This window comes from Stieleria mannarensis (genome assembly GCF_014154935.1).
Classification (GTDB): domain Bacteria; phylum Planctomycetota; class Planctomycetia; order Pirellulales; family Pirellulaceae; genus Stieleria; species Stieleria mannarensis.
Genome location: NZ_JACEHH010000079.1, coordinates 1 through 15823, shown reverse-complemented (window position 1 = coordinate 15823; position 15823 = coordinate 1). Strand labels below are relative to the sequence as shown.

Here is a 15823-nt window from a genome sequence, read left to right as displayed (position 1 = left end):
TTCGGTTCCGTCAGTCAGTCAATAAACAAAAATTCGTTCCAGTTCATCACGCTCAGGCAATACAGCGTCTTGGCCCGCTCGGCGTCCAATCCGTGTTGTGTTTGCAAGCGTGTGATCAATTCATCACCGTCGGCGATCTCGGCGTCTGTCGCATCGCGGGCCAGGACGGCCTGGACCACACGGCGGACCAATTCGCGGTTGTCGATCGCCGACGCTTCCACGCTGTCGGCCAGCTTTGCGGCCTGCTGGGCTGCAAAGTCACCGTTGAGCAGCGAAAGGGCTTGAGCCGGTTGCAGCGTCATGAATCGCGCTTCACACGTCTGGTCGGGATCGGGGAAGTCGAACGCGGACAACATCGGCGTCAACAGGGATCGTTTGACATAGATGTAGACGCTGCGGCGATTCTGCTCGCTCTGGCTGGATTTGCCCCAGCCGCTGCCGGGTTTGGATTGGCCGGCCAGCACTTCGGGGGACAGCGTCGGATAGACGCTCGGCCCATAGACCGCGGTGTTCAGCGAGCCGTTGGCGGCGAGCATCGAATCACGAATCTCTTCGGCGCTCAAACGTCGCGGATCGAACCGCCAAAACAATTCATTGTCGGGATCGGCGGCCAACGAGGTCTCGTTGCCTTGCGAGGACATTTGGTAGGCGCGGCTGGACAGGATCAGCCGGTGCATGCTCTTGACGCTCCAACCGTCTTGGATGAAACGGTTGGCCAGGTAGTCCAACAGTTCGGGGTGAGTCGGCGGAGTGCCGAGTTGTCCGAAGTTGTTGCTGCTGCGAACGATGCCGCGGCCGAAATGGAATTGCCAAATCCGATTGACGATCACGCGGGCGGTCAATCGGTTGTCTTCGCTGGCGATCCAATCGGCCAGGATGCGTCGGCGTCCGGCGGAACGATCGGTCGTCGATTCGGTGTCGGGCAACGCCGGCGGAGCGTCTTCGAACAGGGTCGGGAACGCGGGCGAAACCTCATCGCTGGGCGAATGGGGACTGCCGCGATACAGCACATACGTCGGCTCGTCGATCTTGCGATAGGTCGCCAATCCCATCACTCGTTCACGCTGCGGCAACGCTTTCAACTGTTCGGCGTTCGCCTTGAGCTGCTCTTTCAATTCCTGGTATCGGTCCCATTGCTGGTCAGTTAGATTCGCTTGCAGCTTTTCCTTCAAGACACGATTGCGATCGCGTTTGGCTCCTTCGGTCGCGCGTTGATCGGGGGCGGACATCTTGGCGATTCCGATCTGTTCGATCTCCTGCATCTGTTGCTCGATCGAGCGGCGTTGCTGGTCGTTGGCGGCATAGCGTGCTCGCAACTGGTCCGAGCTGACGTCGATCTGGCTGAACGTGTTCAGATCGCCGCGTCGGGCGTAGGGCGTGACGTCCTCAAAGAACGACAGCATGCTGTAGTAATCTTTTTGCGGGATCGGATCGATCTTGTGGTCGTGGCAACGGGCACAGTTCATCGTCAATCCCAAGAACACCTGCCCGGTGGTCAAGATGATATCGTCCAGGCCGTCGAAACGCGCCTGAAGTTCGTCGGCGGGTTCGTCATCCCAGATCCCCAATCGATAGTATCCGGTGGCCGTCAGCGTCTCCTTGGTCACCTGGTCCAATTCGTCACCGGCGAGCTGCTCGCGGATGAATTGGTCGTACGGCTTGTCTTCGTTGAACGAGCGAATGACATAATCGCGGAACTTCCATGCGTTGTCCTTGGGGCCGTCCCGTTCAAAGGAATTGGTTTCGGCAAAGCGAACCAGGTCCAACCAGTGGCGTCCCCAGCGTTCGCCGTAGTGCGGTGAATCGAGCAATTGTTCGGTCACGCGATGGAACGCCTGAGGCGATTCGTCGGCGACGAACGCATCGACCTCGGCTTTGGTCGGCGGCAAGCCCGTCAGGTCATAGTAGACGCGGCGAATCAGTTCACGTTTGCCCGCCGGACCGTTGGGCGTCAGGTTCGCTTTGGACAGCGAGTCGTAGATGAACGCGTCGATCGGATTGGATTGCCAATCGGCCGATGCAACCTCGGGCGGCGTCGGATCGGTAAGCGGCTCAAACGCCCAATGTTTTTCCCATTCGGCGCCCGCGGCGATCCACTCGCGCAGCAATGCGGCTTCATCCTCGGTGACCGGATCGCCTTCGGGCGGCATCCGTTCGAATTCGTCTTCGGTCGTGATTCGCTCGATCAACAAGCTCGCTTCGACGTCGCCGGGCACGATGGCGAAGCTGCCCGATTCGGTTTCCGCCAGCGCCGCATCGCGACTGGTGAATTCCAGCCCGCTTTCCGCTTCATCCGGGCCGTGGCAGGCGTAACATTTTTTTGCCAGAATCGGCTGGATCTGTTTTTGAAAGTCGATTTTCGTGGTCGCCGCATGGACCATCGACCCCGACAGGCAGGTCAACGCGACGGCGATCATCAGGCTGAGTTTCAAAACGGACTCACGAGGGGGCTTCATAATGGTCTCGCCGAGGGCGGGCAATTGGCCGGTTGGGTGATTGGGCCAGTTGAAGGTTGATTCGAGGCGGGGTGATCAAAGTCCGCCCCATGGATTTGGGGGCGGCCGAGCGAGGTCGTCATCATCAAAACGCGCCCGTGGGCAAACGCGCGACAGACCGGCACTCGGCATCAGGTGGGATGTACAGTTTACCATTGTGGCCCAATCCGCCGCCGGATTCCAATGAGAATGGGTTCAAAATGCCTGAGCATTGTTCCCAATTTGACAGGCTGGAAGCCTATCCCACCGTTGCGGAACTACAGCAGCAAGCCGGCGACGGCACCGGTCATGCAACAAGCCAACAGCCCCCCGAACATGGCCCGTAGACCGAGTTGGGCCAGGTCTTTCTTTCGCTTCGGTTCCAATCCGCCGATCCCACCGACCTGGATCCCGATCGCGCCGAAGTTACTGAATCCGGCCAAGGCATACGTCAGGATGACTGCGGTTCGCTCGGAAATCGCCGGCGCATCAGACTTCATCATCTCTCCGAGCGACTGGTAGGCGATGAACTCGTTGGCGACCGTCTTCAGACCGATCAAGCGGCCCGCTTCGGTGCACTCGGCCGCCGGGATCCCCAGCAGCCAGGCGATTGGCCAACAGGCATAACCCAAAATCACGCCCAGGCTGATCAACGGGGTTCCGGCGGCATCGACCCAGCCGAACTGCTCACAGCCCAACCCCAATAGCACGTCGACGAGTTTCAGGATGGCCAGAAACGCGATCAGCATCGCGCCGACGTTGAGCGCCAGTTTCAACCCATCGCTCGCACCGGCAACCGCCGCGGCGATCACGTTGACATGACCGACGTCGCCTGCGTCGGGATCGGACGCCGCACTGTTGATCCGCAGCGACGTGGACACATGGGCGTCGGCTGCTTCGGGTTCCATCACCTTGGCGATCAACAAAGCCGCCGGCGCGCTGATCACCGAAGCGGTCAACAGGTGCGAGATATCGATTCCCATCCCGGCATATGCACCAAGCAAGCCACCGGTGACGGTCGCAAACCCGCCGGTCATCATCGCATTGAGTTCGCTGCGCGTCATCTTGGCCAAATACGGTCGGACCACGAGTGGGGCTTCGGTGTGGCCGACGAACACGTTGGCGGCGGCGGCCAACGTCTCGGGCCCACTTGTCTTGAGCGTAAATCGCATCACCCATGCCATTGCCCAGACCACCCACTGCATGATGCGAAGGTGATACAGGATGCTCATCAGCGCGGAAAAGAAGATCACGGTGGGCAAGACACCAAAGGCAAACGTTCCCAACATCGAATCACCGAGCGAGGGTGATTGAGCGGCGAACATGAACCTGCTGCCCGCGGTGACCGAATCCATCACCAGCGAAAACGCCTCTCCGACCGCCTGAAAGAATCGCTGTCCCCACGAGGTCACCAAGACCAAGAATGCGAGCACGAGTTGCAACGCCAATCCACCGATGACCGCACGCCAAGGAAATCGTTTTCGATCGCTGCTGATCAACCACGCCAAACCGATGAAGACGGCCAGCCCGAGCAAACAGATCAAGCGTTCCATCAATCCGACGACCCGTTTTGCGGGGTGTCAAAGATTCGGTCCCCCGCATCGCCGAGTCCGGGCACAATGAAGGAACGCTCGTTCAACTCCGGGTCGATCGCCGCAACGAATAGTTTGACGTCAGGGAAATCTTGTCCGACGCGATCGATCCCCGGTTGGGAGGCGATCAGGCTGAGCACGCGGATTTCGTCCACGCCCCAACGCTGCAGCCGCCGAATCACCAGATCGATGCTGCCGCCGGTCGCCAACATCGGATCGACCACCAGCGCGATGTTGGGGGCGTTTTCGTGAGGCAGTTTGTCGTAGTACCCGACCGGTTCGGCCGTTTCTTCGTTGCGATAAAGCCCCAGGTGCCAGACCGAGGCGTCGGGCAATAACTCCAGAATCGGATCGACCATGCCCAAGCCGGCGCGCAGAATGGGAACGATGCCGACATGAACCGACAACTCGCACCCTGTCGTTTCGCAGATCGGCGTGGTGATCCGCTTCGGGCGTGTCGCCAAATCGACCGTTGCCGAAACCCCCAGGATCATCGACAGGCGGTTGACCGCAGCACGAAATTCACTCGGCGGCGTCGCCGCGTCGCGAATCCGGCACAGGTGATGGTCGATCAGTGGATGTTCTACACGCTGGACTAGACTCACCGAATGCGTCTCCCGAAGCCGAGCTGATTGGTCAGGCAGTTGGAGGTCGTAGTGTAGCCGATTCGACGTCGCCGGCTCGAATCGGCGCAGCCCGGTGAGCGCGCTTTCCCACCAGTTTTTGTGGTCTCATCCGTGGGGACGCCCTGCCATCCATGGGATCCATTCGTTCGCCCCTGTGGAAATTCGGGTAATCCGCAGTGGACGACGCGAGGAGTCCTTGCGGTTCACACTGCGAATGGACGCGTCGCCTCGTCCACTCCCCGAAAACCAAGCTGCGGCGGACTACTACCGGCCTTTCATCCGGTGCGGACGATCGGTGCGTCGTGAGGGGGAATGCAGCTTCAGACTCGGCAGGGATTCCTTGTCGATCGCCAACGTGGCCGCCGCCGGTTCGTCTTCGGCCGGTTGCGACGAGCCGCCATCGGGGCCGTCACCGTCGGGTTGCAGCAGCGCCAGTTCATCGTCGCTGACACCCGTCGCGCCCTTGGAACCGACACGCGGTCGGAACAGTTTTCCAAACGGGCCGGCCAATAGGGCGGGCAGCAACACCAGGTCGCCGACCAGGGCTGCGACCAGCAACACCAGCATCAACGTCCCGAATCGCTGTGTCGGCGTGAACGTCGAGAGGGCGAACACGAACAATCCCAGTCCGCCGACGATGGTCGTTTGCGTCATCGCGGGCCCGACGCGGCGGTACGTCATCTCTACCGCCTTGATGCGATCAAAGCCGCGGTCCAGGTAGGAGCGGAACCAGCTGAGGAAGTGAATGGTGTCGTCGACCGCCACGCCCATCGCGACCGAGGCCGTCATCATGGTTCCGATATCGACCAGCCGACCGAAGTGGCCCATCAACCCGAACACCAGCAAGACCGGGAACATGTTGGGGATCATGGAGACGACGCCTGCACCGAGCCCCGAACCGAAGCTGACCGGTCCCAACATCCGCAACGGTGTGCGAGCCGGATTGAGCAAGACCACCATCACGACGGAGATCAACACAAACGCCAAGGCGATCGATTCGACCAGGCTGCCCAACAACGTCCGCTGGGCTTTGTAGACCACCGGAACGACTCCCGTGTAAACGACCTGCATCGCACCCGAGCCGGCCACTTCGGGAATCGTGTCGTCGATCAATTCGTGGCTGATCGCTTTGGCGAAAATCCCTTGCGCGTCGATCAAGGTTTTGGCGTCGGCCAACGCTGCCTGCGGGGCCGGATCTTCGCCCACCCAGACGACGACATCCGCGATCTCGATCACCTTATTCCAACGCTCTCCGCCGATATCGATCGGTTTTTCCGTCGAGAGGTGGTCGACCCAAATCGGTTCGCGCAATCGCTCGCCGCGGAGTAGTTCTTCCAACACCGACAGATAGATCGCACGCGTTCGGATCCGGTCTTCACTGGCCAGGTCCGCTTTGTCGCTCAAATCCACCAATTCGGTTTCCGCCAGCGGGCTCGGCCGCGGAGCTCCCAGCATCACGATGACGGGCTGTTTGCCGCCGCCCGCATCGGCCGCCGCGATCTTGTCGAGTAACTCTTCGCGGGTGTCGTAGGCACGCAGCACCGGTTCGACGGAAACACGCAGCGTCTTGATGAATTGCCCGTAATCGACGTCCGCCAACGCACCGACCCGCAAGCTGATCCGCCACAATTCGCTGCCCGCGTAGGGTCCCGCTTTTTCCAAACGGACATAGTCGTTGGCGAGCAGTTCGTCGCGGCCCTGATTCAATTCGCTGATGTACTGGGATCGAACCGGATTCCAGCTGTTGGTCACGCCGGGTAGGGGTTTTAAAAATGTGTTGACGGCAGTCGTCGATCCGACGATGTCCAGCCCCGGTTCGCCGAGTGTTCGGTGCACGACCGAGCTGACCCGCGCGACGGCTTCGACCCGCTCCAACACATTCAGTGGCAGCGCGGAATCGGGCGAGGTCGTTTCAGGGTCAGAGGCGTCGGCTGATGCCACGTCGGCCAAGCCGTCTGACTCGTCCGCGGCCGCTTCGGCGATGGTTTCCAACTGCATCGACGGCGGCACACGCAGCACCAATTCCATCGGCACCAGTTTGCCGAAATTGCTTTCCAGCCAAGCGTAGTCGCGGATGATCCGTGCGTTTTCGTCGAACAGTTTCAGCAACTGGACGGACGTCTTGATCTTGGGCAGCCCCATGGCGGCGGCGACCAACAGGATCATGCAGCCGGTGGTCACTAGCAGATGACGCCGGCAAATCCACGCCCCCGCGTCGGCCCAACGATCCGAGAGCCAGGATTCTTTGGGTTCGTCGTCTTCGTCGCGGCGCTCGTGTGACGGTGTTTCCGGTTCGGAATGCGACTCGGTGACGAAGGTCTGAAGCGCCGCCGGCAGGTAGGAGAACAGGATGGCCAGCGTGGCGATCACACCGATCGCCGAGTACAGCCCAAAGTTGCTGATCGGCGCCAGATTGCTGGTGTACAGCGAACCGAGTCCGATCGCGGTGGTCAGTGCGGCCAGCGAACAGGGGAACATCGCGTGTTGGAGGGCACGTCCGGCCGCACCGCGACGACCCGATTTACGGACTTCATCACGGTAGTAATTGATCACGTGGATCGCACCGGAAAGGCCCAGCACATAGACCAACGACGGCATGCTCATCAAAATCGCATCCACGCTGCCGTTCGTCCATCCGACGACCGCCATCGAGAGCATCGCGGCCGATCCGCCGACGATGAACACCATCAACGTGATCTTGAAGCTGCCGAAACACAGGTACGAAAGTAGCGCGCCGACCAGGATGCTGTAGCCGACCAACCGGACCAGCGTCACCGTACCTTCTTCGTCAATCGCGATGTTGTCGACCGGCGGGCCGCCCAGACGCAGCGGCGGGGCGCCGGCCAGCGATTCGACTTCGGTTCGATTAAACGGCGGCGGGGCCATCGACGGTGGCGCGGCGGGTTGGATGCCCGAGTCATGGGCCAGTTCCAGCAAACGGCCGCGCGGAGCGCCCAACACGCCTCGACCCAAGGCGTGTGCCAGGTTGTCTTGAGCGATGTCGGTCAGCGTGATCAGCAAGCAGGTTTGACGCGGCGGAGGCGTCAATCCGGCCGCATCGAACACGGCGTACCAAGCATCGGTCTGCGTTTCGGTCTCGCTGGTCGCCAGACGTTCAAGCTCGCCATCCAAGTTTTCGTCGGCGAACTCGGCGAGCGTTTTGTCGACGATCGCTTCAAAGTTTTCGGGGATCGCGGCGCGTTGCTCGCTGGGCACGACGCCCCGAAACGCCGCGGCGGTCCAGGCAAACTGATTGGGAACCGCCGGCGCGAACAGCGATCCGGTCAACCGCTCCATCGCCCGTCGACGGGCCACGATCGGCCGCCGTGATTGATCGGTAAAGTCGACCGGCCACAGCAGTCCGCCCTCTTTGGACAACTCCTTGACCAGCGACACGCCGGTTTCGACTGAGCGGAACATGGGGGCGGTCAGCAACGACGGATCGTTGTGAAACGGGTTGGCTCGCTCGCCGTCTTCGGGGCCGAACGCGGCCACAAAGGTGCCCTGCAACTCGTGGGTGCCCAGCGAACGCTTGATGCCACGAACCAATCCGGCCGGAGCGTTCGATCGGCCCTCCCAACGATGCAAATGCCCATTGGGCGTGATGTAGTACCACTTGCCGTCGGCGGTCGTCAGCCACTTCTCGTTCTTGCCGCCCCAGTTATTCAGCGAGCGCGATGCGGGCAACAATCCCAGCCGGACGCCGTATTCCTTGGCCGACCGATAGTCCTGGGACAGCTTCGGATCTTCGATCCCTTCGGCCGGGTCGGACTGGCTCGATTCATGTCGCAGCTTGGATTCCAGCAGTTTCAGCCGTTGGTCGTCTTCGGTGCACCCCGGCCAGGTCGCGATCACAAAACTTTCGCCGGCAAAGTGGTCCGCGAACCACTCCAACTCGGCCGTTTCGACGAACTCCGCCGGAAGCCAATCCTTGATGTCGTTTTCTTTCTTGTTCAGACTCAATCGCGCGGAGCGAAACGCGAACGGCATCAAGAAGAAGAAGCCGAACAGCACCACCAGCGCGAAGGAAACTCCCAGTGGAGTCCGACGCTCCAGCAATGGCCGATCCGTCAGGCCCTGTTCTTGCTGGGGGTTTGGCATGGGGGGTAGGTATCCGATTGGTTGGGTAGAACGGGCGACGCAGGTTTCCGGTGCCGTGACTGGCCCAATGATTTCCGCCCTAAGATTCAATCGAGAAAATAGCCGCTTCGCCCGCCGGGGTCTACTTCAAAGCGGCGCCCGATTACCCGTCTGGCGCGATCATACCATCGGGTCGTCCGGGTCGGCGAAGCTTTTCCGGCGCGGCGTGGCGAAGGACCGCCGTGAGGCGCGGAGCTCCCTCCACCTGCCGAGCGATGCCGCCGATTCACCGAGCACTCCATGTCACCCTCCCTGGCAGGGGTCGTGCGGTTTTCGGGAATTCACCCTCCCTGGCTGGGAGGGTCGAGCGCAGCGAGGGGAGGGTCGATTCATGGTGTTTGAGTGTATCCGAGCCACAGAGAACCCTCCCCGCGTCGTCGCTTACTCCTCCGCGACCCTCCCAGAGGGAGGGTGAAGGCGTAAACGCCTGATAGACAGGAGGTGAAAAACCGCACGACCACGCCCGAAGGGGCCGTCGTAAATTTCGAAAGGCGACGCGCTACGGTCGCGATGCGATTTCGGCCGAGGGGACGACGCCCAGGTAGGCCATCATGTCGCTGATCTCCCGCAAGGAAAGCTCGTCGATCAGTCCGCTGGGCATGATGCTGCTGGTGCTGGGCAGGATCTGATCCACCTCCGACGCCTCGATCATCGTCGTGTTGTTCCGAGCGTCGCGGATCACCAACGTGCCGTCGGACTGTTCGCTGACCATTCCCACCAACACTTTGCCGTCCAGTGTCAGAATCTTCTTACTGGCGTACTGGTCGCTGACGACGTGGGCCGGGTACAGGATCGATTCGACGATCTCGCGTTTGGTGAAACGACGCGCGATTCCCGACAGGTTCGGGCCGATCGATTCGCCATAGTTGCCAAACCGGTGGCACTGGGCACAGCTGGCTTTGGTGTAGGCGGCTTTCCCGGAAACCGGGTCGCCGAACCGCCCCTTGTCGCTGTCGAGGTAGCTGACCAGTTGCTCAAAATCCCAGCGCGACTGGTCGGCTTTGGGCAGGTCCGCCGGCGGGCGATCGGGATAAACGCTGGCGTACCATTTTTGCCACGGCCGCATCGATTTCTTTCCACCGGCCGGCCGCTCCATTCCGGTCCAGTGCTCCAGCAGTCGTTCGATCCCTTCAAACGGACGTTCTTCTTCTTCGGCCCGGACGCCCAGCAAAATCAAGTGTCGCAGGGCCATCGGGTCGTCGGTCGCCACATCGACCTTGCGAAGTGCGGCGACGACGTCGTCACCGGCTTCGGCGTCGACGATGTTCAAACTGCGGACCAAGTAGTCCCAGTTCTCGCCTTCGGGGTGCACGGCCAGAGCCATGGAGATGACGGCGCGGCGTTGTGGTTCATCGCGCCACAGTTCGCGCAGGTACTCCTGGGCTTCGGGTTCCTCCGACGATGCCAACAGCGCGACGATGCCGGTCCGTAGTCGTCGTTGGACGTCTCGTCCGTCTTGTTTGTCGCGAATCTTTTTATCGAGCGACAGCAAGGTCTTGGTCGTTTTGGTGTCGATCGGTTGCTTGACCTTGTAGATCGCTGCCAGCGCGGCGTTCTGCCAAACGTGTCCCTGTTCCAGAATCGCTTGCAGGTCGTCTTCGGACAGTGTCGATGCGAAGTCGCGTGTGACGTTGGTCATGTACATCGGCAGCGAACCGGCGGTCGATCGGTTGGCGGCTTTTTCAAAGAACTTCAAAATTGCAAAGCGTTGTTTCGCGTTCCAGCCGTCGGACATCGATTGCAGACACATCGCCACCAACGTGCGGGTCTCGTGCGGTGCATCGGACTCCAGGTATTCGATGGCGCGATCGGCCAAGGATTCGCTGCTCAGGTATGTCGCCAAGCGAATGACCTCGTGGTTGATTCGCGGTTCGCCGGCAGGAAATTCCTCGGCGATCTGTTCGCCCAGGGCGGCGACCTTGGTCGCATCTAGTTCGCTGCGATGCAACGTGACCTGGCACAAACGCAGGACATCGATAAAGTCGGCATCGCTCAGGAAGCCGGTCATCATTTCGCTGCAGCGTTCCAACACGGCCAGCGCGGTCGGTTCGCTGTGGTCGATCGCGACCAGGGCGAGCATGCCGACGATGGCGACTCGGGTTTCGTCGGTCGCCAGCACTTCGTCACGGAACGTTTCGGCCGGCATCCGCTCCAGCAGTTTGCGGCCGACATAGGCCAGCGTGCGATCGCCGCTGGCGATCACGTCCAACAAACCGTCGACGCTGTCCGGGGTGATGTCGCCTCGCAGCATGGCTTCGCACGCCGCACGTCGGACGACCGGCGCGTCGTCTTCCAACAGCGTCGCCAATCGCTCGCGGCCCTGCGGACCGGGGGCACGCCCCAGCATCAGCGCGGACTTGGCGCGGACGAGTTCGCTTTCGGCTTGGCTGAGTTCCAACAACAGGTCTTCGCTGGGGATCGGGCCGAACAGCTGCATCAACGTCATCGCGCGGACGCGGTAATCCGGCGGGTTGTCGTCGCTGTAAGCGACACCGGCGACCAATTGGTTCCAATTGTCGCCGAGTTCGCTTTTGATCGACGCAATCTTTTGTCTTGTCCAAGCCGATTCGATTTGGGGTTGGCGGATCGCCGCGGCAATGCCGGAACCGAGCTTGTTCATCCGGTCGGGCACTTCACCTTTGTAAATGACCCGGTAAACGCCACCCGCGGTCGATCGGCCTCCGGTACAGAAATACAAACCGCCATCGGGGCCGACTTCCAAATCGGTGACGTTCAGCGGTTGGCCCTGCAGGAAGACTTCGCTGTCGGCGACAAAGCTTGCCCCGCGCGGTTTCAGACGGACGTTCAGGATCCGCCCTTCGCTCCAGTCGGCCAAGAACAGTGTGTTTTGATATCGGACCGGAAACGCATAGTGTTCGTAACAAACACCGCCGGTCGGGCTGCCGCGTCCGGTGTCGAGCATGTCGGGCAATCGGTCGTAGTAGTATTCGGGCCATTTCGCCCAACCGGTCCGCCAGCCGAATTCGCCGCCTTCGGTGACATCAAACACGGCATTGGGACGATACCAGGCGGTGTCGACGTCCGCTTCCATGTCGGCGTCGTGGACAAACATCCCGCCGCCGGAGTGAAAGACGATGTCGTAGGGGTTGCGCAGTCCGCCGGCGACACGTTCGATGACGCTGCCGTCGATGTTGGTGCGAATGATCGTTCCGCCGGGAGCCTTGATGCCTTGGCCGTGACCGGCGGGGTCTTCGTAACGCGGCAACAAGTCGCCTTCATATGGATCACGATAGGTCTGGCCGTCGCCGACTTCGCCGGTCGCTTGCACGTGGCTTCCCAGCGCGACATAGATCATGCCGTCGGGGCCGAGTCGCAAACCGTGGGGGCCGTGTTCACCGGGGCGTGCCGGTCGGCCGCTCGAGTCGACGAACTTGACGATCGCTTCGACCTTCTCAAGCGTTCCGTTGCGATCGCTGTCGGACAACTTGTACAGCGCGGGGCCGTCGGGGCCGTCACCGGTGACGAAGACTTGTCCGTTGAGTGCCAGGATGCCCTGGCAGGATTCGACCTTGTCGCAGTACGTGCGAACCGTCTCGGGCACCCCGTCATCGTTGTCGTCATAGGCCAGCAACAGCGGTCCGTTCTCTTGGGAAATCAACAGGTGACCGAATTCGTTGAACGTCATCGCGATCGCCGAACCGATCTTGTCGTCTGACAGGATGCGTTGAACGCCGAATCCTTTTTGAATCTGAAATCGCTCGCGCTGCGGTGTCGCCGGCGGGGCGGGTTTGCTGGACGCCATAACGGATTGGCCCGCACGATTGGCGTTTGGGGCGACCGGTGCGGTTGGATTAGCAGGGGCGGGATCGGTCAACGCCGTCGGCGAGGGGGCCAGTCGCGACGGTGCCGCGGCAATCCGCTCGGCTTCCGTTTCGGTGCGGTCCCAGGGTGCGGTGTCGCCGAGCGGTCCGAAGGTCGACGCCGATCCCCACAAGCGATCGTTGAAGACGACGGTTTCCCAAAGCTCGCTGTCTTCGGTGCTGGTTTTCCAGGACGCGTCGGAGCTGAATGTGAACCATTTGTCGCTGTTGTCCGGTCGGACTGACACGCGGGCGGCCAAGGCGGCGGTATCACCGCGACGGTTGCGGACGCGGACCGCGACGATGTTGCGTCCGACTTCGAAATACTCGCTGACGTCATATTCGTCGACCGTCCGTGAGGACTGGCCGTTGCCGATCGAATGGCCGTTGACGAATAGCTCGTATTGGTCATCCGCGGCGATCTCGATGCGAACTTCCGCCGGGACGCGCAGATTGATCGGTTTGCGGAACAAGCATTGGGCACCCACGGCGATCGGTTCTTCCGCCGTCGTCCCATGAGCCCAAATCCACTCGGCCTCGCTCGCCGCCAGATTGCCAGGGCCGATCACGGCCAACAACGCCAGAGCGGTGATGCCGGTCAAGAGCTCACGAAGGCGGGTATGACGTGACTTCGAAACGCAGGTTCGGTTTTCGATCCAACGGCCGTCCATGGCGCAATCATCTTGTAGGGAGGGGGGCGACAAAAGTACTCTGGCAACATAGGTGGGGCGGGCAAATCGATGCAAGATCGATTCCCGCATTGCGATCGCTTCGATTGACCGGTAGCTTTCGCCCGTCCGCCGCCGCCCAAACAACCCAACATCTCCACCGGACCGAAAGTCGCTGCAATGAACGATTGGATCCCCGTCAAACAAGCTCGTCTTGCCGAATCCGCCGGCCAACCCTGCGAAGTCCGCGGCTGGGTGCGCACACGCCGTGATAGTAAAGGTGGCTTCAGCTTCATCGAAGTCAACGACGGCTCGTGCCTGGGAAACCTGCAGGTCGTCGCGCCGGGTGAACTGGACAATTACGCCGACGAGATTCAAAAGTTGACCGCCGGTTGCAGCGTGGTCGTCCAAGGTGAACTGCAAGTTTCGCCGGCCAAAGGCCAGGCGACCGAATTGCACGCTTCGGCGGTCCGCGTTTTGGGCTGGGCCGATCCGGAATCGTATCCGCTGCAGAAAAAACGCCACTCGTTCGAAAAGCTGCGCGAGTGGGCGCACTTGCGAACCCGCACCAACACGCTCGGGGCGGTGATGCGGGTCCGCGACCAGATCTGCCAGTCGATTCACCGCTTCTTTCACGAAAACGGTTTTCTGTACGTCAACACACCGATCATCACCGCCAGCGATTGCGAAGGGGCCGGCGAGATGTTTCGCGTCACGACGCTGGATCTGGAGCGGCTGGCCCAGTCCGGCGGGCCGGTCGATTATTCCTTTGACTTCTTCGACAAACCCACGTTCCTGACCGTCAGCGGGCAATTGGAAGGTGAGACGTACGCGACGTCGCTGGGACGGATCTACACGTTCGGCCCCACGTTTCGCGCCGAGAACAGCAACACGAGCCGGCACTTGGCGGAATTCTGGATGATCGAACCCGAAGCCGCCTTCTTTGATCTGGCCGACAACATGCAGCTGGCCGAGCGGTTTCTGAAACAGGTCTTCTCGGATTGCCTGGAACGCTGCGAGGAAGACATGGCGTTTTTCGACCAACGGATCGAGAAGGGAAAGATTGAACAGATCCGCGCGGTGATCGACAAACCGTTCCAGCACATGACGTACACCGAAGCGATCAAGAAACTGGAGTCTTCCGGCCAGAAATTCGACTACGACATTGCCTGGGGCAGCGACCTGCAAGCCGAACATGAACGTTACTTGACCGAGCAACACGTCGGCGGGCCGCTGATTTTGACCGACTATCCGTCGACGATCAAACCGTTCTACATGCGGGTCAGCGATGACGAAAAAACGGTCGCCGCGATGGACGTGCTGGTCCCAGGCGTGGGCGAGATCATCGGCGGCAGCCAACGGGAAGAACGGCTGGACGTGTTGCGCAAACGCATGGCCGCCCAGTCGCTCAGCGAAGACGACTATTGGTGGTACATCGATTTACGGAAATATGGCACCGTGCCGCACGCGGGATTCGGGCTCGGCCTGGAACGCGCCGTGCAATACGTCACCGGGATGACCAACATCCGCGACGTGATCCCGTTTCCCAGGACGCCGGGGAACGCGGAGTTTTGAGAAGGGGGAGAGGGAGGCAGAATGATACGGGGCAGAATGATGGGAGGCAGTATGACGAGGGGCAAAACGATGGGGGCAAAACGATGGTGAAACGGACTGGCCGCCGACGCATTGCTGGACGATGCATCCCTGATCTGCGATTCTAACCATATTCTTGTGAGCGTCGGTTTTAGCGAGGAAACGTCCGTTAATCGAGGAATCGAATCGATCGATTGGTCAGCTGCTTCGAAGCCGTGGGGACATTCGACCATCTCCGGACAGACAGAAACGTTTTAAGGAAAACAGACTAGTGGGAACGTCGCTTCAACAAGTGCGATTCAATTGCTTGATGCTTGTCCGTTCGTTGACGTGCTTGAAAGGTAAAAGACAATGCCAAGACTTTCTCTACTTATTACACTTCTCGGTGTTCTCGCGATTTGCCTATCGCGGGATGTGAAATCCGCGGATAGTCAGATCGATCCTTCAAGCTTTGAAAAGAAAGAAAAGGAAATCGAAGAAAAATGGAATGCGCTTCGATCTGAGATGCTGGACACGATTAAGCCGGATCCGCTCTTTGAAATTACCGCAACCGAGGAGATGAAATTGCGGAGGACATTCCAAGTGTTCAGGGTTTCTGAATTCCTAAATGCTTTCACTGTTCGTCAGGAAAGAGAACGATTGAAGCTCAAACTGAACGTGACGCAAAGTATTTCAGATTTAGAGGCTGAAGCGATTGACCAGCGCATTCAGATACTTAAGACGCAAGCCGGACAGATCTCCGACCGCATCAAGCGTCTTAACGCCGACGAGAATGCCGGAGCTGGAATTCAAATCCATCTAAAAGAAAGGCAGAAGCAGCTAGATGACATTAAGGGAAAGATGTTGCAGACTCCGATCTACCTGCCGCTACGACACGATTCATTCGTGATTTGATCGCGGCTTGTATTT

7 protein-coding genes are annotated in these 15823 nt (G+C 60.3%); 2 read left to right on the top strand and 5 right to left on the bottom strand.

Annotated features, from left to right (window positions below; all coding sequences use genetic code 11):
• Nucleotides 1-14: 14 nt before the first annotated feature.
• The 5 genes from H1B37_RS30775 to H1B37_RS30755 form a co-directional block, all read right to left on the bottom strand.
• Nucleotides 15-2456 carry a DUF1553 domain-containing protein gene (locus H1B37_RS30775; protein ID WP_182871124.1) on the bottom strand — a complete coding sequence of 814 codons (2442 nt, stop codon included), beginning with the start codon at nucleotides 2454-2456 and terminating at the stop codon, nucleotides 15-17.
• Between the two features lie 296 nt (nucleotides 2457-2752).
• Entirely contained in the window at nucleotides 2753-4027 is a 1275-nt protein-coding gene (locus tag H1B37_RS30770) for a NupC/NupG family nucleoside CNT transporter (protein WP_182871123.1), read from the bottom strand.
• Complete coding sequence (gene upp / locus H1B37_RS30765) at nucleotides 4027-4671, bottom strand: uracil phosphoribosyltransferase (protein ID WP_182871122.1); 645 nt, start codon at nucleotides 4669-4671, stop codon at nucleotides 4027-4029. The genes H1B37_RS30770 and upp overlap by 1 nt, the downstream gene beginning before the upstream one ends.
• 285 nt (nucleotides 4672-4956) lie before the next feature.
• Nucleotides 4957-8793: an efflux RND transporter permease subunit gene (locus H1B37_RS30760; protein WP_182871121.1), complete on the bottom strand. Its 3837-nt coding sequence runs from the start codon at nucleotides 8791-8793 to the stop codon at nucleotides 4957-4959.
• A 538-nt stretch (nucleotides 8794-9331) separates the two neighbouring features.
• On the bottom strand, nucleotides 9332-13324 hold the full coding sequence (locus H1B37_RS30755) for a DUF7133 domain-containing protein (RefSeq protein WP_286178405.1): 3993 nt from the start codon (nucleotides 13322-13324) through the stop codon (nucleotides 9332-9334).
• Between the two features lie 177 nt (nucleotides 13325-13501).
• On the opposite strand from H1B37_RS30755, the gene asnS reads away from it, so the two are divergent.
• Complete coding sequence (gene asnS, locus H1B37_RS30745) at nucleotides 13502-14896, top strand: asparagine--tRNA ligase (RefSeq protein WP_182871120.1); 1395 nt, start codon at nucleotides 13502-13504, stop codon at nucleotides 14894-14896.
• 369 nt (nucleotides 14897-15265) lie between these two features.
• Entirely contained in the window at nucleotides 15266-15808 is a 543-nt protein-coding gene (locus H1B37_RS30740) for a hypothetical protein (RefSeq protein WP_182871119.1), read from the top strand.
• Nucleotides 15809-15823 lie beyond the last annotated feature (15 nt).

What these genes read in the sequence shown, in the direction of transcription:
- H1B37_RS30760 (WP_182871121.1), bottom strand. Translation starts at nt 8,793, where the DNA reads ATGCCAAACCCCCAGCAAGAACAGGGCCTGACGGATCGGCCATTGCTG.
- H1B37_RS30770 (WP_182871123.1), bottom strand. Translation starts at nt 4,027, where the DNA reads ATGGAACGCTTGATCTGTTTGCTCGGGCTGGCCGTCTTCATCGGTTTG.
- H1B37_RS30755 (WP_286178405.1), bottom strand. Translation starts at nt 13,324, where the DNA reads ATGGACGGCCGTTGGATCGAAAACCGAACCTGCGTTTCGAAGTCACGT.
- asnS (WP_182871120.1), top strand. Translation starts at nt 13,502, where the DNA reads ATGAACGATTGGATCCCCGTCAAACAAGCTCGTCTTGCCGAATCCGCC.
- H1B37_RS30740 (WP_182871119.1), top strand. Translation starts at nt 15,266, where the DNA reads ATGCCAAGACTTTCTCTACTTATTACACTTCTCGGTGTTCTCGCGATT.
- H1B37_RS30775 (WP_182871124.1), bottom strand. Translation starts at nt 2,456, where the DNA reads ATGAAGCCCCCTCGTGAGTCCGTTTTGAAACTCAGCCTGATGATCGCC.